Here is a 17,844-nt window from a genome sequence, read left to right on the forward strand (position 1 = left end):
AGACCTCCCGGGGCATGGTCGACCTAAGCAGGAGATCGACATGCAGCAACTTACCGTCCGCTGCGGTTGCGGGCGAACCATGGCGCCAGAGAACCGAAGAGGCGCTAGGCACTACCGCTGCGGCTGTGGCGCCCGCATCTACGCCGCCATCACCGAGCCCGACAAGCGCGTGTGCTGGTTCAAGGGATGCAGCATCCTCGCCACCACCGCCGACCCCATCCAGCTATGCCACGAGCACGAGAAGGAGACGGCGCGGCTCGTCGTGCACGAAAGCGCCAAGGGCGTGATGAAGGGTTGGGTCGAGGCGCGAAGCCTGAACGGCGACGAATGGTCGCGCCCGCTCGACAGCTACGCGCGCGTCAGCCCGGAGTTTACGCAGCCCTGGGTGTACTTCATGCAGCGCGAGAGGCTCATCAAGATCGGCACGACGTACCACCTCAAGCAGCGGGCCGCCGTACTCAACGCGGTGATCCTGGCCAAAACCCCCGGCAGCTATAGCGAAGAGGCGCGCATGCACAAGCGGTTCGCCTCACTGCGGCGGCACGGCGAATGGTTCGAGCCCGGACCCGAACTGCTGAAGCTGATCAATGAGCTGAGGAAGGCTGACGGCGCCGGGCCCATAACGGGTTGACTGGATCTACTTGCCAGCAGATCAACGGGACTGTATCTTCCGTAATTGAGGCTCGAAACCTCCGTCACAAAAGCCACTGAGACCCCCGCCGTGAAGCATCCGGCGGGGGTTTTCGCGTACCTATGGGAGGTGCTGTGGTCGCCTACCCCAACCCGCCCGCGGACGAGATCCACTTTGCCAGCGTCGAGAGCGGCGAACGTCAACTCGGAGACCGGGAGGCGGCAGCACTGGCCGCCGGGGTGAAACCCGGAACCATCCAGGTCTGGGTAAGCCGTAAGAAGATCGAACCGGTCTTCACCGGCCCGGCAGGGCCGATCTTCCATCTGCCCACAGTCAAGCAGGCGGCTGAGGGCGGGGCCGCCCACAGGCACCCCACGCCGTGGCTCAATAGCCGTGGCCCACATGTCCACGCCGCCTAACCCCTGATCCCCTGCGCTGGTGGGCGCAGGTCGGGCCTTGATGCGCCACTGCGCTCGGCCCACTCTGTCCGCCCGGTCGAGGGTCCGGGCGGACACAGACCCGAGGCCCCCAGCCTCGCCGTGACCCCGCCGTCGACACCTCCCCCGTTCGACGGCGGGGCCACAAACCGCGAGGGGAGGCCGCCATGGCACTGCCCGACGACCTCCCCACCGTCACCCTCACCGGCACCTACACCCACCCCGACGGATCCCCGATGAAGGGCTCCGTCAGCGTCACCCCCACCCCCGGGAAGGTCGTGGCCGCCGACAGCGGGCTCACCATCCAGGGCCGAGCCAAGCAGAAGATCGGCAACGACGGGCGCGTCACCCTCACCGTCCTGGCGACCGACGCCCCTGGCATCAACCCGGAGAACTTCACCTACCAAGTGAAGATCGCGTTCCCCGACGCGCCCGGCGACGAATTCACCATCGAACTCCCCGCCGCCGCACCCGAAGTCAAGCTCCCCGCCATCACCCCGGCCACCCCGTCCGACGGCGACTACGTCGTCATCACCGGGCCCGAAGGACCGGAAGGGCCAGCTGGCCCCGCAGGTGCCGACGGCGAACCCGGGCCGCAGGGAGAGCCCGGCGTAGACGGCAGCAACGCGGACGCCGAGCAGTACACCGACGACGCCCTCGCCGCCGAAATCACCCGCGCCAACGCGGCATATGACCCGGCCGGCTCCGCGACTGCGGCGCGCACCGCCGCCATCAACACCGCGGCCAGCGACGCCACGACCAAAGCGAACTCGGCCCAGACGGCAGCGATCAGCGCAGCCGCCGCCGATGCCACGGCGAAGGCGAGCGCCGCACAGGCCGCCGCCATCGCAGCCGCAGCAACGGACGCCACCACCAAGGCCGCCGGCGCGCAAAGCGCGGCGATCAGTGCAGCCAGCAGCGACGCCACCACGAAGGCAGGCAACGCGCAGACCGCGGCAGTGTCCACCGCCGCCTCGTCGGCCGCCGCCCTGTACCTACCGAACGCCATCCAGACCGTCGACGCCTACCTGGCCGGCGCCACCCCGTCGGATCCGCGGTTCTTCGGACACCGCGGCGGTGGCATGGTGCGGCCTGAGCACACCCTGGTCGGCTACCGGTCCACTGCCGCCATGGGGTTTCCCCTGGAGGTGTCCGTGAACGTGGACGCGTCCGGCGAGTTGTGGTGCCTCCACGACCTCACCCTGGACCGGACCACGTACCAGACCGGGGCCCTGAACACGTACACAACGGAGGAGGTCGGCCAGGCCGTCCTCACCAACGGGCGGACCCTGCTGGGGCCGGGGTGGACCGACCAGCGGATGGTGCCCCTGCGGCAGGTTCTCGACGAGTTCCTCGGGAAGATCCCGATCCTGTTGGAGCCGAAGGGTAACGACGCCGTCGTGCCCTGCCAGACGTTGCTCGACACCTCGTACCCGCACGCCCCGCGGTCGGTGATCTGGAAAGCGCACATCGGCACCCTGTCCCTGCCGTGGGCGAAAGCCCGCGGCTACCGGACGTGGGTGTACCTCGACTCCAACACCACCGACGCCACCATGGACGGCAAGGACTCCATGGTGGACTACTGGGGCGTCTCGACCACGTTCACCGACCAGCGCATCCAGCAGGTTGTAGCCCGTGGCAAGCCGGTCTTCGCCTGGCCCGTCTACCGGCGCAGCCAGGTCGCCCGGCTCACCGGGCTGGGTGTCGTCGGAATGATGTCGTCCGACCCCCGGTACGTGTCCACCAGCGTCCCCCAGCGCACCTTCAGCCGGTGGGGGCTCGCTGTGAAAGAGTCCGGCGGCACCCCCACCCTGGACTACGACACCGCCTACGCCCTCGTGTTCGGGGAAGGTGCGGACGCCGGCTGGGTCAGCATCAACGCCCTGCCGAACCAGTCCTACGGGCTCGGCACCTACAGCCCCATCCAGGGCAGCGCGGCCGGCTACCGGATCGCGTTCGACATGAAGTACAAGGTCCTGCCCGGGGCAACGGTCCACGGAGGCTACTACTTCGGCAAGGCGAGCGACGACGCGTACCGGTTCGGTACGGCGAACACCACCGGCGGGTATCACGTGGTGATGCGTGCGTCGGGGGACATGCAGCTGTACCGGCACACCCCCGGGGTTACGGCGGGAACGCAGATCGGCAGCACCATCGCGACCACCGCGCCTGTCGCGGACGGTGCGATTTCGTTCCAGATCAACGTCACCCCGACCACGGTCGAGCTGCGCCGCACGGACAGCACCGGGTGGACCACCGGGCCCATCGCGGACACCACCTACCGGGGCGGGTATCACGGGCTGTCGAACGGCAGCATCACCGACCTCAACACCCGCCCCTACTGGCGGAATCTGATCATCACCCAGCTGTAGAAGGGCCCGCGCCATGGCCGACGATCTGCTCGTCATCATCCCGACCCGAGGACGCCCCCAAGCGATGCCCGCGCTCGTGCAGGCGTGGGACGAGACGGGGGCGACCGCAGACCTGCTGTTCGCCGTCGACAACGACGACCCGGAGCTCGACGCGTACAAGCGCGAGGCCGCGAAGCTGAAGGGCGACGGGCGCTTCCGGTTCGTCTACGGGAAGCGCCTCCGGCTGTGCGGCACCCTGAACCAGCAGGCGGTCAAGGCGGCGAAGAAGTACCGCTACCTGGCGTTCCTCGGCGACGACCACCGGCCGCGCCCGGCAGCCATGCCGTGGGATGCGCGGATCCGGGAGTGCCTGTCCGGCGGGCCGGGGATCGTGTACGGCAACGACCTGCTGATGGGGGAGCGGATGCCGACGGCGGTCGCCATGACCTCCGACATCGTGCGCACCCTCGGCTACTTCAGCCCTCCGGCCCTGGTGCACCTGTGCCTGGACCTGTGCTGGCTGGAGTGGGGCCGGGGCATGGCACGGATCACCTACCTCGACGACATGGTCATCGAGCACCTGCACCCGGCCGCAGAGAAGGCGGAGGTCGACCAGGGCTACGAGGAGTGCAACAGCCCGGAGCAGGTGTCGGCCGACAGCGCCGCCTACTACGACTACCGGGACAGCGGCGGGCTCGACACCGATCTGGCCAAGCTCCGGAAGCTTGTCGAGGAGGCGTCGTGAATCAGCCTTGCGGTTGGTGGGTGGGCCCCATCTGGAAGGAAGGCGGCGAGACCTGCGTCTGCTCTCTGGCCCCTGACCACCCCATGCCGCACGAATGCACCTGCGGTGCCTGGTTTGAAGGCTGCGGCTACCCTCCGGGAGCTCCGGCCCCTGAGAAGAAGGGGGCATCGTGACCGCCGACGACGTCATCCGGGCGTGGGACCAGGCCGACCCCACCGCAATCCACCCCCTGCGGAACGTGTCCGAGGACGCCTACTGGGAGTCCGGGAAGGGCCAGGCCGCCATGCTCGCGTCGGTCATCCCCGACGGGGCGAAGGTGCTCGACTTCGGGTGCGGGGACGGTCGCGTCGCCATCCCCATGGCCGGACTCGGGTTCGAGGTGACCGCCGTCGACGCCTCCCAACGGATGCTCGACCGGCTCGGCGAACGCGACCCCGACATCGCCACAGCCCAGGCCGACGCTGACGGCATCGCCGGGCACCTCGGACGGCGCCGCATGGACGCCGTCTACAGCCTCGCCGTCCTCATCCACCACAGCTACACCGACTGCCTGCACATCATCGGGCGGCTCCGGGCGGCGACCAAGCTCGGCGGGATCCTCGTCCTCGACTGGCCGCTCTCCGAGACGCCCGCCGAGACCGACGGCTGGATCGGCGTCACCACCTGGTCCCGCGAACAACAAGACGAAGCGTGCGCCGCCATCGGGCTGGAGCCCGTCGACAGCGACCTACCGTGGGGCGTCTACCGGGCCATCAAGCCGTGACCTCGCGCAGATGTACCTGTCATCACGAAGCCGACCAGCACCCCAACGGGCCCTGCACCGGAACTGACAGCTACGGGCTGCCCTGCGAGTGCCCCAGCTTCGAACCCTGCCCATGCGCCGCAACCGACGAGGAGGGTGACTGATGCGCGTCCTCCTCAGCGGAGCGTCAGGCTTCATCGGGCGGCACCTGCACCGGGCGCTGCTCGACCGAGGCGACCAGGTGTTCGGTATCGACCTCAACCCGACTCCCCTCGCTCACAGCGGTGACGCCCTCGACTTCTTCCGCCGCGACAACGAGCGCTTCGACCTCGCGATTCACGCGGCGGCGAACGTCGGCGGCCGGGCCAGCATCGACGGCTCCCCGCTCGCCGTCGCCACCAACCTTGCCCTCGACGCCTGGTATTTCCAGTGGTTGGTGCGCACCGGAACACCGCGCGCCGTGTTCTTCAGCAGCAGCGCCGCCTACCCCGTTGAGCTTCAGCAGCCCGGCGACATCCACCGGCTTGTCGAAGACGACATCGACCTGGACAACTTCCGCCTCCCGGACGCCAGCTACGGCCTCGCCAAGGTGACGGGGGAACGGCTCGCCCAGTACACCGAAGCCGAAGGATGCCGCGTCCACGTCCTCCGGCCCATGTCCGGGTACGGGGCCGATCAAGACGACTGCTACCCGTTCCCCGCCTTCATCGGCCGGGCCAAACGCCGCGAAGACCCCTTCGAAGTCTGGGGCGACGGCAGCTCAACCCGCGACTGGATCCACGTAGACGACATCGTCGGGGCCACCCTCGCCGCCATCGACCACGACATCACCGGCCCCGTCAACCTCGGCTGGGGCCGGGCCACCAGCTTCGACCAGCTCGCCGGCTACGTCACCCAAGCCGCCGGCTACACCCCGCGCATCAAACACCTGCCCGGCGCCCCGCAGGGGGTGCATCACCGGGTGTGCGACCCGACACAAATGCTCGGCTTCTACCAGCCCACGGTGACCCTGGAAGAGGGCATCCGGCGGGCACTCGACTCCTGACGGAGGTCCATGTGCCGACCGCCATCTTCAGGTACGAGGTCCCAGTCGACGACTGCTGGCATGCACTCGACCTGACCGGCCCGATCGTCCACGTCGCCAGCCGCAGTGTGCACACCGTCGAGGTGTGGGCCGTCCACGGCGACCAGCCCGTCGTCCGGCGCGGGTTCCGTGTCTACGGCACCGGTCACCCCATCCCCGGCGACGCTACCTACGTGGGTACGGCAATCCCGCCCGGCGGGCAGCTCGTCTGGCACCTTCTGGAAATGCCCGAGACCACCTGACCCTCATCGGAGCCCGCGCCATGGATCTCCACACCTGGATCACCCAGCAAGTCGAGGCGACCGAAGCTGAGGGGCGAGCGATGCTCATCGACCCCACGCCGATCCTGCGCCGCTGCGAGGCGGATCGCCGCATCCTCGCCCGGCACCAGGTCGACCCTGACGCTGCCGACAGCCGCCTGTTCGCGACCGCCTGCCACGGATGCGGCACCGAAGGCGAGTGCTACGACCCCGTCACCGACAACCTCAACGACTGCCCCGAGCTGCTCGACCTCGCGCACGCCCACGGCATCACACCCGACATGCTCGCCGGACTCGACCGGCCCCAGACGCCCGAGCCTGACCGCAACAGCGGATACACGATGCGCGTCACCCACTGGCCCACCTCAGCCATCACCACCAGCGACGTGCCAGAAGCACTACGCGGACCCCGCTGGAAGCCCTAACCCACCACACAGGAGCCCGCGCCATGGCCCGATACGAGATCAACTACCTCGACGGCAACACCGACACCGTCACCAACGCACCCGGCCACGAATGGTCCGCAGGCGTCTTCCTCGTCCTGGACGCCCAGAAGCGGACGATCTACCTCGCCCCCACCGCGAACATCCGCAGCATCCTCATCCACGACGAGACGGCGACCGACTGATGGCCGCCGTACCCAGCTACCGGGAACTCGCCGCCCGCACCCTCGGCCAAGCCGCCGACGACCTCAACGCCATGCCGCAGGGCAACGTCGCCAGCGCCGAGATCCAAGCCCGCGCCGCCAAAGCCCAAGCCATCGCCACCATCGCCACCGCCCAAGCCCTCCTGGAAATCGGCGACATCCTCCGCGAACACCTCAGCCGAGGAGACGCCTGATGGCCCGACGACGCGTCCCGCAACCCGAGCACGAAGCCATCCAGCTGACCCGACACCTCGGCAAGGGCACCACCGTCGACGTCGCGCCCCAACACGCCAAGATGGCGGTCGACTACCTCGCGCACCCCGGCACGTACCTGCGGGTTGAAAGCGGCGACATTGTCATCGCCGATCAAGTCGTCTACCGCATCACTGGCTACGACCCCACCGACTACACGCTCACCCTCGAACTCGTCCAGGACTGGCGGCCCGGCCAGAAGGACGACCCCAGCCGCACCGAGGCTCCCCATGGCTGACCAGCAGATCGGGCAACTCCTCGACACCCTCGGCGTCACCGCCGACCTCGCCATCGAAAACGGGCGCTACGTCAACATCGCCGAAGACGACGACTAGGAGGCGGGTATGAGCGGAGGGTGGGCAGGATCCCGACGCCGCCAACGCCTCCCTGCCGGATGGGCCAAGATCCGGGCGCGGATCCTCGAACGCGACCCGATCTGCAAGATCTGCAACGTCCGACCCTCCGCCTTCTGCGACCACATCGTCGCCATGGCCGATCAGCATGGGCCAGCAGACCTCCAGGGCGTGTGCGGACCATGCCATGATCAGAAGTCAGCCCGAGAGGGCGCAGCCGCAGCCAAGGCCAAAGGGCGGCCCAGCCGCACCAGGCCGCCGGAGCAACACCCCGGCCTCCTCTGACAAGGCGGTGACCATGACCGCCTACCTCATCCGCCACCCCGGCAAAGCCCGCGACGACATCCTCATCCAGGACGACCCGCTCACCCTCACCTTCACCGGGAACTGGGCCGTCTTCACCGACACGGACGGCACCTGCCTCGCCATCCCATCCGAGGCCGGCGCCCACATCGAACGCGTCGACCAACCCCCAGAGCACGAGCCCGCGCCGCAGAAGGAGTGAGAACTGTGGCAACCAAGGGACGAAGCCGACGAGGCAACGCCGCCGCACTCAAGGCGTACTGGGGCCCCGGAAAGGGCGGCACGACCAAGGTGCGGTGGAACACACCCGGCGACCACACCCGCTGCACCCGCCAACTCCGCAAGTACCTCGGCGGCCGAGCCCCCGCCTACTGCGCCACCCTCCACCGGCAAATGACCGGCGTCTGGCCCGGCGACCGCCGCAACACCGGACGGAGGCGCCGCCGCTAAACCCGACCAACAGAGCGGCATAGGTGGGACAATGAAGAACCCCGGCGAGTGCTGGTAACACTCCCGGGGCATGGCCGACCTGAGCGAACAGGACCGACATGACCCAGGCTACACACGCCTGCCCTTACTGCAGCGCGCCCCTCACCAACCCCCGCCGAGTTCAATGCGGGGCACCCGAATGCAAACGCCAGTACCGCAACAAACGGCAACGCGACTTCCAAGCCAAGCACCGCACGGCAACAGGACGCAGCTACAGCCGGCAGTACGACAAGCCGCAGGCTGCAAGACACCGGATCACGTGCGCCGAGTGCGGGGTCGAGGCCCTAGTGAGCAGAGCTGACGCCAGATACTGCTCGCTCGCCTGCTGGTACGAGTCAAGCCGAAAGGCCAGTCGCGCTCGCCATTCTCAGGTAGAGGTCGCCTGGAAGCCGACGCTCAGGCCAACATGCACCGTCGGCGTGACCGTGTTGCGACCACTGCGGAAGCGGTGGTTCAGCGCCTGCTGCCCCATGTGCCGATTGTGGTTCATCACGGACAACCCCCGAGACCAGAACTGCTCGCCGCAGTGCGGCCGGCGAGCAGCCAAGGACAAGCGGCGAGCCCTGGAACGGCAAGCCTTCGTCGCACCCGTGAGTCGACCTCAGGTGTACGAGCGGGACCAGTGGACATGCCAGCTATGCCGTGAGCCAGTGGCGCGCGACCAGGTCGTTCCACACCCTCAAGCGCCGACCATTGACCACATCATTCCGCTTGCACGAGGCGGAACGCATGAGCCGGCGAACGTCCAGCTCGCGCACTACTGGTGCAACACGATCAAGAGCGATGGCGAGTGGGTCCCGCGTGGCGAGCCAGCCGCTTGATGGAGCCAAGCACCCTGGCGGCCCCTCCCCCCGCCCGGCCTCTGGGACATCGGGGCCGTATAGCTCTCGCCTGTCTGTACGGGTTCCCAAGGCCCTTGGCCTGCGAGAACGCGTGACCAAGCGCTTAGGCCGCTCTTCGGGGTGAGCCGTACCGGTCACATCTGTGCAGGTCAAGAGGCTGTAGCCGTGACATCGGTGCGCTAGACTGGCCCCATGACCGCGACCGTGCGCCGCACTTGCTGCGAGGACTGCGCTGGCCCGATGCCGCTTCTGGCTCGGGCTGATGCGCGGTTCTGCGGCGCGACGTGCCGGAAGCGTGCGCATCGGGCGCGCACTTCGGCCGACCGTCAGCGTGTGGCTTCTGAGCAGGCGGCCCGCGTCCCGACGGAGCTGACGTCTCGTCCCAGGTGGGTTCGCTTCAGCTCGCGCAAGGTTCCGCTGCGGGTGGACGGCAGGTTCGCTGCGGTCAACGATCCGTCGTCCTGGTCGGACTTCGATGCAGCCGTCACTTCGACGGCCGGCGAGGGGATGGGCTTCGTGCTCACCCCTCATGACCGGTTTGTTGTCGTGGACCTGGACCATGCGGTGGAGGACGGCCGGGTGTTGCCGTGGGCACAGCAGATCGTGGACGCTCTGCCGCCGACGTACATGGAGCGTGGTCGGTCCGGCGCTGGCCTGCACCTGTGGTTCCGCGGTGAGGTTCCTGCTGGCCGGCGGATCCGGAAGGGCGGGCTGGCGGTTGAGGTGTACTCCGACCGCCGGTACATCATCGTCGGCGACCGGGTGTCCGGGACGCCTCTTGAGCTTGCCGAGCTGCCTGATGCGGCCGGTGTGATTGCCTCGCTCGTGTGACGCCCTGGCGGCGTCCCTGAGGGGGCGTTGTCGTTGATTCAGCCCTTCGCGCGTCCTGGTGGCGTGCTTTGACCCTGGAGGTCGTCATGGGCGCGCACGGACCTATCCCGAAGCGTTCCGAGGAGCGTCGTCGCCGTAACAAGGATGACGGCCCTGAGCTTGTCCAGGCCCCTTCCGGGGCGCCTGATGATCTGCCGGAGTTGCCCGGCCCTGATCCGCTGTGGCACCCGATCGCGTCAGACTGGTATCTGTCGCTGCGGGAGTCGGGGCAGTCGGCGTTTTATGAGCCGTCGGACTGGCAGATGGCCCGGTATGCGGCGCATGTGATGTCGCAGGTGCTGCTGTCGGACCGCGGTCCGAACGGGCAGCTGGTGGCGGCGCTGAACAGCGTGATGTCGTCGCTGCTCACGACGGAAGGCGATCGCCGCCGAGCCCGGATGGAGCTGGAGCGCAAGAAGCCTGACGGCCCCACGCTGGCGTCGGTGAGCCCTCTCGATTCGTACCGTGACATAGCGGGGGGCTGACGTGCTCAAGTACGTGATTTGTGCTGCTCGCAACGATGAGGCGCGAGCCTGGGCGAGGGGGCACGGGATTCCAGAGCGCCAGTGCATCTACGCGGGCTCAGTTCGGACGCTGGATGGCCTACGAGACTTTGCGGTGGTTCGGCTGCGGAGCTTCTTCGACCGTCCTGACCGGGAACAGATCGAGGCGGTTTTGCAGCGCTGCGAGATGAAGATGCCGTCACCTCTGGCTGGCCACTATGGCGCAGGAGGCTGAGGAGCAGGCCCCCAACGTCGTCGAACCCTTCACGCTCGGCCCCACGTGGCAGCGCGGCGAGGACGGCCGTTTCGTACTGCCGGAGTACACGCTGGGCTGGCATGCGCTGGCGTGGGCGAAGACGTACCTGCAGCACTATGTCGGCCGGCCGTGGCAGTACACCCCGGAGCAGGCGCGTTTGACCTTGTGGTGGTACGCGATGGACCCGGTGACGAATCGGTTCCTGTGGCGTGACGGGGTGCTCCAGAGGTTGAAGGGTTGGGGTAAGGACCCGGTCAAGGCGACGTGGGCGGGGTTCGAGTTCGTTGGCCCGTGCCGGTTCGACAGGGTGGCGGACGAGGCCAACGAGTGGGGTGTCCCGCCGGGGCAGCCGCTCGGCATCCAGCATCCGGCGGCGTGGGTTCAGATCGCCGCGGTGTCGCAGGATCAGACCCGGAACACGATGACCTTGTTCCCGTCGATCTTCACGAAGCGGGCGATCGAGGAGTACCGGATCGACCTCGGCAAGGAGATCATCTACGCCGACAAGGGTCGGGCCCGCATGGAGGCCGTGACGAGTTCCCCGCGGGCTTTGGAGGGCGGACGGCCGACGTTCACGTCGATGGGGGAGACGCACCACTGGCTGGAGTCGAACTCCGGGCACGAGATGGCTGCGGTCATCGAGCGCAACGCGACGAAGTCGGCAGACGGTCAGTCCCGGACGCTGGCGGACACCAACGCGTTCGAGCCCGGCGAGGACTCGGTGGCGGAGCGCACGCGTGACGCCTACGAGGCTGTCGAGGCGGGCCGTGCGGCGGACACCGGCCTGTTCTACGACTCGCTGGAAGCCCCGCCTGAGGCGAAGCTGACAGAGGCCTGGATCGAGCCGACACTGCGGGCGGTTCGCGGCGACTCGACGTGGTTGGACATCGGACGGTTGAAGTCGTCGATCCTCGACACCCGTAACCCGCCGAGCCGCAGCCGGCGCTTCTGGTACAACCAGATCGCCGCAGCTGAGGACGCGTGGATGGCCCGCTACGAGTGGGACGCCTGCAAGCGCGAGGATCTTTCGCTGGCGGATGGCGACGAGGTCGTCATGTTCTTCGACGGGTCTAAGAGCGACGACGCGACCGGGCTGTGCGCTTGCCGCATGTCGGATGGTCTGGTGTCGACGCTGGGGGTGTGGCAGAGGCCGCCGAACTGGCCGGCACCGGAGTCCCCGGGGTATGCGCCGTGGCAGGTGCCGCGGGAGGACGTCGACGGTGTTGTGCAGAACGCGTTCGCCCGGTTCAAGGTGCTGGCGTTCTTCGCCGACCCGGGGTCGGGTCAGGACGAGGACGGCGAGATGTACTGGGATGCGTTCCTGGACCGGTGGGGGCAGTCCTATGGCAAGAAGTTGTTGCTTCGCGCTGTGGTCGCTGGCCCAAAGGCACACGCGGTCCGGTGGGACATGCGTGACCGGCGGAACCAGGAGACGTTCACCGATGCGGTGAAGCGGACCCGTGAGGACATCTTGCAGCGGCAGCTCGTCCACGACGGGCACAAGGTGATGCGAACCCACGTGATCAACGCCCGGCGGCGAACGAATGCTTGGGGGGTCACGATCGGTAAGGAGCACCGCGAGAGCGCCCGGAAGATCGACCTTGCGGTCTGCATGATCGGCGCCCGGATGCTGCGTCGCACTGTCTTGAACAGCCCGAAGAACCAGAAGCGCACCACTGCGCGCGGCCGTGGACGGGTGGTGGTGCTGCGATGACCGTTTCCATCCCTGAGCTGCCGCTGCTGCATCTGTCGGACGACGAGATGGCCTTGGTCCAGGTGCTGCGCGCGGACATGATGCGCGACCGGTGGGCGCTCCAGTTGCGAGACGCCTACTTCAACGGCGAGCAGCTCGTCCGCGACCTGGGGATCAGCATTCCGCCGCAGCTGAAGGGCCTGCATACGGTCATCGGCTGGCCGCGGGTGGGTGTGGAGTCCCTGGAGGAGCGTCTCGACTTGGAGGCGTTTCGGTGGGCGGATGGCAGGGATTCGTCGGAGCTGTCGGAGATCGCCGAGGCGAACGACTTGTTCGACGAGTCGTCGCTGGCTCACCTGGATGCTCTGGTGTACGGCCGGGAGTACCTCGCGGTGGGCTCAGGCACAGATGACTCCCCGCCGCTGATCACTGCCGAGTCGCCGTTGGACATGACGCTGATGTGGGATGCCCGGCTTCGGATGGGCACGGCGGCCCTGCGCGAGTGCGCGGCCGACAGCTACATCGAGTCGGGCCCTGAAGAGCGGATGCTGGTCCTGTACTTGCCGGATCAGACGGTGATGTGCTTGCCGTCGGAGTCTGGTGGCTGGGAGGTCATCCACCGGGACAAGCACAACCTGCGCGCGGTGCCGGTGGTGCGGATGGCGAACCGCCAGCGCACCGCGGACCGGGTCGGCAAGAGCGAGATCACCCCCGAGGTCATGTCGATCACGGATGCGGCTTGCCGCCGACTGATGGGCATGGAGGTGGCGGCGGAGTTCTTCGGGGCTCCGCAGCGGTACATCCTCGGAGCGAGTGAGTCGGCGTTTCAGGATGCGGATGGTACGGCGAAGTCGGCGTGGGAGACGTACATCGGCCGTGTGCTCGCCTTGGAGCGGGACGAGGACGGTGCGGTTCCGACTGTCGGCCAGTTCGCTGCCCATGACCCGACGGGCATGACGAAGATCATTGACCTGTTTGCGCGGATCATGTCCAGCCAGTTCGGTCTGCCGCCGCACATGCTCGGGTACACCACGGACAACCCGGCTTCCGCGGACGCGATCCGGAGCACCGAGGCGAAGCTGGTAAAGCGATCTGAGCGCCGCATCCGACGCTTCGGCCGTTCCTGGCAGGACGCGATGCGTCTGGCGCTGTGGGTGCGGGATGGTGAGCCGCCGGACAAGGCTCGTCGTATCGAGACGGTGTGGCGGAACCCGGCGACGCCGACGGTGGCCGCGCAGGCGGACGCGACGGTCAAGCTGGTCCAGGCTGGCATTATCCCGGCGGAGTCGGACGTCACCCTGGAGATGGCGGGCCTGTCCGAGGGGCAGCGTCAGCGGGTGCGCGCGGATCGTCGCCGCTCCTCTGCTGGTACCGGGCTGATGGACCGCCTGGCTCAGCTCGACGGCACGGAGAGTGTGCCGTCGGGGGTGACTGATGGCGTCGACGGTCTCTGACGGGGACGGTGCCGCAGACCGGTACCGGCGTGCGCAGCGAGGCTTGACGCGCCTTCTGCTGCGGGACGTCGGCCGGTTGTGGCGTCTGTTCAGCCCGGCCCAGCCAGCGTTGTTCCCGGACTGGCTGGAGGCCGCCAGCGAGGTGGTCGCCCGGTATGGCGACATGTCGGCGTCGCTGGCGGCTGAGTTCTATGACGCTCAGCGGGCCGATGCTGATGTTGATGGTGCGTTCACGGTGCCGTTGGCGGATGCCGTTCCGGACCAGGCCGAGGCTTCTCTGCGGTGGGCGACGCACGATGTGTGGCCGGCCGAGGGCGAGGCGGAGGCGGGCCGTGATCCGTTGGCTTCGCGGTTGGCGGTTGCTGAGCGTCGTACCGAGGCGGTTACGCAGAAGCTGGTTGCGGATCAGGGCCGGGAGACGGTGCGGCGTGCGGTCCGCGAGGACCGCCAGGCTGTCGGGTATGCCCGCGCCGCTGCCCTGAAGGCTTGCGCCTTCTGTCGTTTGATGGCCTCCCGCGGGATGGCCTACAAGTCGGCTGGCACTGCTGGACGGGATGCCAACGACCGGTTCTCAGGGGATGCGTCGGTGGCCAAGTTCCACGACGACTGTCATTGCGGCATCATCCCCGTTTTCCGCGGGCAGCGTTTTGAGCTGTCCGCCCATGCGCAGGAGTGGGACCGCTTGTACCGCGAGTACGCGGCCCCATTTCCGGGTGATCAGTTGCGCCGGTTTCGGCGCGCGATTGCCGAGCACGGCTGAGGCCGTTGCTCATTGATTGATGTGGTCGCCCTGGTGGCGGCCTTTCTCATTTCGACAGCCCCTGGAGGGCCGATTCGTCATGCCTGAAGAGACCGAGAGTACCGAACAGCAGCAGAGCGAGACCGGCGCTGAGGACACCGTCGAGGAGACGGGAACCGAGGTGGAGGACGGTACGGAGTCCGCGGAGGCCGCCCAGGAGGCGGACAGCGACGAGGACAAGCCGTTCGACCGGAAGAAGTTCGAGGCTGAGCTGCGGAAGAAAAACAGCGAGGCCGCGAACCTTCGCAAGCGGCTCAAGGAGCAGGAGCCTCTGCTCGCTGAGCTGCAGAAGCGGAAGGACGCCGAAAAGTCCGACACGGACCGGCTCAACGACCAGCTGACCCGAGCCCAGGAGCAGATCACCAAAACGCGTCAGCGTCTGGTGCGTTCCCAAGTTCAGGCGCTGGCGATGGCCGGGTTCGCGGACCCGGAGGACGCGGTCGGCGCGCTGGAGCTCGACTCGTACATCGACTCTGACGGTGACATCGACGAGGCGGCCATCAAGGCGGACCTCGACGCGCTCTTGGAGCGCAAGCCGCACTGGGCGAAGAGCCAGCCCCAGGAGGGCCCGCGGCGTCCCGCACCGGATCGCACACAGGCGTCCGGCGCCAACAAGACCAGGCCCCCCGCCCCTGGCGATGAGTTCGCCGGGTGGCTCGCACCGCAGCTCAAGCAGTAGCTGCGGAGAAGGTAGGACCTCATGGCTACGGCCCCAATCAAGCTCTCTGACGTTCACGCGTCACTCCTCCCGCGAACGCTGGCGGGCCCCATCTTCGAGAAGTCGGTCGAGCAGTCGGCGGTGATGGCGCTCGCCCGCCCCGCCCCGCTGGCAATCGACGCAACCACCTCCGTCCCGATCCCGATGGACGTGCCGACGGCCGACTGGGTCGGCCAGGCGCAGCGGAAGCCGCTGTCGTCCGGCAGTGTCGGCATCAAGGAGATGACGGCGAAGAAGCTGGCCGTTCTCATTCCGGTCGCTGAAGAGGTCGTCATGACCAACGCGGGTGGCCTGTGGACGCAGCTCCAGCGCGACCTGCCGACCGCGTTCGCGCGGGCCTTCGACCACGCGGCGATCCACGGCAAGACAATGAAGGGTGCCACCGGCCCCTTCACCGAGTACCTGACGATGACTTCCAACGCGGTGGCGCTGGGCACAAATGCTCAGGGCCAGGGCGGCATCTGGGCCGACCTCGTCGAGGGCATGGAACAGGTCATCGACGAGGACTGGGACTACACCGGAACCGTCGCGGACCACCGGTTGAAGCCGAAGCTTCTCCTCGCAACGGACACCACCGGCCGGCCGATCCTCGTCGACACGCAGACCCCGGGCACGAACATGGCGGCGGCGGGCACGCTGATCGGGGAGCCGCTGGCTTACTCCCGGTCGGTGTCCGGCAAGCAGCGCCGGCAGTCGGCGTCCAGCGACTCGGGCCTGCGGGCCATCGGTGGCGACTGGTCGCAGGCGGCCTACGGGGTCGGCATGGACATCACCGTGCGGATCTCGAAGGAAGCGACGTACATCGACGAGGACGACAATGTCGTGTCGGCGTTCCAGAACAACCTCGTTCTGCTGCTCGCCGAGGCGTACTACGGCTACGTGCAGGGTGACGCGGACGCGTTCGTGAAGTACACCGGCACTCCGAGCGGTTCCTGATGGCTGCGGTCCCGGCTTCCGCGCCGGGCGGGACCGCCAAGCCGCTGTCGATCGTCGCCCGCGTTCATGCGATGCCGCCGGAGCACAACGCGGGCGCCGAGCACATGCTCGTGTCGATGCTCCGGCCGCTGGTCGAGCGTGGCCACGACGTGCAGGTGTGGCTGTCCCGGTACGGGAAGGCCCACAAGGAGTACGAGTACCGCGGCATCCGGGTCATCCCACTGGAGTCCCGCCTGGACTTCCCGACCGCGGTCCGTCGGGCGGACGCCTTGGTGGCGCATCTGGAGACGGTGCCATCAACGGCCTCCCTGGCCCGCGGATATGGGGTGCCGTTGGTGGTGGTGTGCCACAACACGCATCGGCCGACGTTCCGGGACATGGCCGCTGGGGGCACTGCGCTGGCGGTGTACAACTCTCGGTGGATGGAGCGGGAGGCGGAGGTGTTCTTCGCCGAGTTCCCGAAGTCCGTGCGCCCTGCGTCCAGCCTGATTGTGCGTCCGCCGGTGTTCGCCGAGGACTACGCGACGAAACCCGGCAAGGCAATCACGCTGGTCAACTGCAACCCGGAGAAGGGCGGCAAGGTTTTGAAGGCCCTCGCCGAGAAGATGCCGGACCAGCAGTTCCTTGCTGTGAAAGGCGCCTACGGGGAGCAGATCCTCCCGGACCTGCTGCCGAACGTGGAGATCGTCGACCACGTCCGCGGGGAGGACATGCGGGAGCAGGTGTACGCCCGCACCCGCGTCCTGCTGATGCCGTCTTCCTACGAGTCGTGGGGGCGGGCCGGCGTCGAGGCGTTGGCGAGCGGCATTCCGGTGGTGGCTCACCCCACCCCGGGGCTCACGGAGTCGCTCGGCGAGGCCGGGGTGTTCGTGGACCGAGAGGACCTGGACGGCTATGAGGCGGTTCTCCGGAAGCTACTGACGGCTCCGGAGTACCGGCTGGCGTCGAAGCGGGCGAAGGCCCGGTCTGCGGAGCTGGATCCGGCCGCCGAGTTGGCAGAGTGGTGCACTGCGATCGAGGGCCTGGCCCACTAGGAGGTCCCGATGGCGTTCGTGTCCCCGACCGCTGAGCAACTGGGCATGTACCTGGGGCTTCCGGAAATCGACGGCGACCGGGCTGATTTGCTGATTCAGCAGGCGGTGTCGCTGGCCGAGTCGGTGGTGAAGCCTCTCCCTGAGCAGGCGACTGCTGTCGTTCTGTCGGTGGCCGGCAGGGCTTACGTGAATCCGCAGCAGGTGTCTTACGAGACGATCGGCCCGATGTCGGTGCAGCGACCGACTGGGTCGGGGGGCTTGTACCTGACGAAGGCGGACAAGGCGGCGTTGAAGTCGCTGGCGGGTCGTGGTGGTGCGTTCACTGTGGATCCGACGCCGACTTCGGCGGATCCGTCTCCGACGTGGCCGATTGACGAGACGTACTTCGGTAACGGGTTCGAGCCGGGGTGGTCGTAGTGCCTGCCCCGTACCCGTATGGGGAGACG

Annotated in this window: 23 protein-coding genes; all 23 read left to right on the forward strand. The window is 67.9% G+C overall.

Features of this window, described 5'->3' with window-relative positions:
• The first annotated feature begins 40 nt into the window (after nucleotides 1–40).
• The gene (locus tag IE140_RS22620) at nucleotides 41–631 is read left to right on the forward strand and encodes a GIY-YIG nuclease family protein (RefSeq protein WP_150193307.1); all 591 of its coding nucleotides are present in this window, start codon (nucleotides 41–43) and stop codon (nucleotides 629–631) included.
• Between the two features lie 134 nt (nucleotides 632–765).
• On the forward strand, nucleotides 766–1,050 hold the full coding sequence (locus IE140_RS22625) for a hypothetical protein (protein ID WP_150193306.1): 285 nt from the start codon (nucleotides 766–768) through the stop codon (nucleotides 1,048–1,050).
• A gap of 185 nt (nucleotides 1,051–1,235) precedes the next feature.
• Entirely contained in the window at nucleotides 1,236–3,440 is a 2,205-nt protein-coding gene (locus IE140_RS22630; protein ID WP_229826873.1) for a glycerophosphodiester phosphodiesterase family protein, read from the forward strand.
• Nucleotides 3,441–3,453: 13 nt separating this feature from the next.
• Entirely contained in the window at nucleotides 3,454–4,164 is a 711-nt protein-coding gene (locus IE140_RS22635; protein ID WP_150193305.1) for a glycosyltransferase family 2 protein, read from the forward strand.
• 169 nt (nucleotides 4,165–4,333) lie between these two features.
• Nucleotides 4,334–4,927, forward strand: a complete 594-nt coding sequence (locus tag IE140_RS22640; RefSeq protein WP_150193304.1) for a class I SAM-dependent methyltransferase — start codon at nucleotides 4,334–4,336, stop codon at nucleotides 4,925–4,927.
• Nucleotides 4,928–5,069: 142 nt separating this feature from the next.
• Nucleotides 5,070–5,951, forward strand: a complete 882-nt coding sequence (locus IE140_RS22645) for an NAD-dependent epimerase/dehydratase family protein (RefSeq protein ID WP_150193303.1) — start codon at nucleotides 5,070–5,072, stop codon at nucleotides 5,949–5,951.
• An 11-nt stretch (nucleotides 5,952–5,962) separates the two neighbouring features.
• A complete protein-coding gene (locus IE140_RS22650; protein WP_150193302.1) occupies nucleotides 5,963–6,232 on the forward strand; it encodes a DUF7352 domain-containing protein in 270 nt (89 codons plus the stop codon).
• Between the two features lie 20 nt (nucleotides 6,233–6,252).
• Nucleotides 6,253–6,675 (forward strand): hypothetical protein, encoded by a 423-nt coding sequence (locus IE140_RS22655; protein ID WP_150193301.1) that lies wholly within the window; start codon nucleotides 6,253–6,255, stop codon nucleotides 6,673–6,675.
• Between the two features lie 23 nt (nucleotides 6,676–6,698).
• Nucleotides 6,699–6,878, forward strand: a complete 180-nt coding sequence (locus IE140_RS22660; RefSeq protein ID WP_150193300.1) for a hypothetical protein — start codon at nucleotides 6,699–6,701, stop codon at nucleotides 6,876–6,878.
• A complete protein-coding gene (locus tag IE140_RS22665; protein WP_150193299.1) occupies nucleotides 6,878–7,090 on the forward strand; it encodes a hypothetical protein in 213 nt (70 codons plus the stop codon). Before IE140_RS22660 ends, IE140_RS22665 begins: the two co-directional genes overlap by 1 nt.
• Nucleotides 7,090–7,386 carry a hypothetical protein gene (locus IE140_RS22670; RefSeq protein WP_150193298.1) on the forward strand — a complete coding sequence of 99 codons (297 nt, stop codon included), beginning with the start codon at nucleotides 7,090–7,092 and terminating at the stop codon, nucleotides 7,384–7,386. The genes IE140_RS22665 and IE140_RS22670 overlap by 1 nt, the downstream gene beginning before the upstream one ends.
• A 413-nt stretch (nucleotides 7,387–7,799) precedes the next feature.
• The gene (locus IE140_RS22675; RefSeq protein ID WP_150193296.1) at nucleotides 7,800–8,006 is read left to right on the forward strand and encodes a hypothetical protein; all 207 of its coding nucleotides are present in this window, start codon (nucleotides 7,800–7,802) and stop codon (nucleotides 8,004–8,006) included.
• Between the two features lie 5 nt (nucleotides 8,007–8,011).
• On the forward strand, nucleotides 8,012–8,254 hold the full coding sequence (locus IE140_RS22680; RefSeq protein ID WP_150193295.1) for a hypothetical protein: 243 nt from the start codon (nucleotides 8,012–8,014) through the stop codon (nucleotides 8,252–8,254).
• A 509-nt stretch (nucleotides 8,255–8,763) separates the two neighbouring features.
• Nucleotides 8,764–9,114, forward strand: coding sequence for an HNH endonuclease (locus IE140_RS36650; RefSeq protein WP_351765782.1), 351 nt, complete (start codon nucleotides 8,764–8,766; stop codon nucleotides 9,112–9,114).
• Between the two features lie 213 nt (nucleotides 9,115–9,327).
• The gene (locus IE140_RS22690; RefSeq protein ID WP_229826874.1) at nucleotides 9,328–9,966 is read left to right on the forward strand and encodes a bifunctional DNA primase/polymerase; all 639 of its coding nucleotides are present in this window, start codon (nucleotides 9,328–9,330) and stop codon (nucleotides 9,964–9,966) included.
• A 68-nt stretch (nucleotides 9,967–10,034) separates the two neighbouring features.
• Nucleotides 10,035–10,490, forward strand: a complete 456-nt coding sequence (locus IE140_RS22695; RefSeq protein ID WP_150193293.1) for a phage terminase small subunit — start codon at nucleotides 10,035–10,037, stop codon at nucleotides 10,488–10,490.
• Between the two features lie 236 nt (nucleotides 10,491–10,726).
• A complete protein-coding gene (locus IE140_RS22700) occupies nucleotides 10,727–12,478 on the forward strand; it encodes a terminase large subunit domain-containing protein (protein WP_150193292.1) in 1,752 nt (583 codons plus the stop codon).
• The gene (locus tag IE140_RS22705) at nucleotides 12,475–13,911 is read left to right on the forward strand and encodes a phage portal protein (protein ID WP_150193291.1); all 1,437 of its coding nucleotides are present in this window, start codon (nucleotides 12,475–12,477) and stop codon (nucleotides 13,909–13,911) included. The genes IE140_RS22700 and IE140_RS22705 overlap by 4 nt, the downstream gene beginning before the upstream one ends.
• Entirely contained in the window at nucleotides 13,892–14,671 is a 780-nt protein-coding gene (locus tag IE140_RS22710) for a VG15 protein (protein WP_150193290.1), read from the forward strand. Before IE140_RS22705 ends, IE140_RS22710 begins: the two co-directional genes overlap by 20 nt.
• A 79-nt stretch (nucleotides 14,672–14,750) precedes the next feature.
• Complete coding sequence (locus IE140_RS22715; protein WP_150193289.1) at nucleotides 14,751–15,389, forward strand: hypothetical protein; 639 nt, start codon at nucleotides 14,751–14,753, stop codon at nucleotides 15,387–15,389.
• Between the two features lie 21 nt (nucleotides 15,390–15,410).
• Complete coding sequence (locus IE140_RS22720; RefSeq protein ID WP_150193288.1) at nucleotides 15,411–16,364, forward strand: phage major capsid protein; 954 nt, start codon at nucleotides 15,411–15,413, stop codon at nucleotides 16,362–16,364.
• Nucleotides 16,364–17,398: a glycosyltransferase family 4 protein gene (locus IE140_RS22725; protein WP_150193287.1), complete on the forward strand. Its 1,035-nt coding sequence runs from the start codon at nucleotides 16,364–16,366 to the stop codon at nucleotides 17,396–17,398. The genes IE140_RS22720 and IE140_RS22725 overlap by 1 nt, the downstream gene beginning before the upstream one ends.
• 9 nt (nucleotides 17,399–17,407) lie before the next feature.
• Complete coding sequence (locus IE140_RS22730) at nucleotides 17,408–17,815, forward strand: hypothetical protein (protein WP_150193286.1); 408 nt, start codon at nucleotides 17,408–17,410, stop codon at nucleotides 17,813–17,815.
• Nucleotides 17,816–17,844: the final 29 nt, after the last annotated feature.

Origin of the sequence: Streptomyces parvus (assembly GCF_014648875.1) — a bacterium.
In the GTDB taxonomy this organism is placed as follows: Bacteria; Actinomycetota; Actinomycetes; order Streptomycetales; family Streptomycetaceae; genus Streptomyces; species Streptomyces parvus.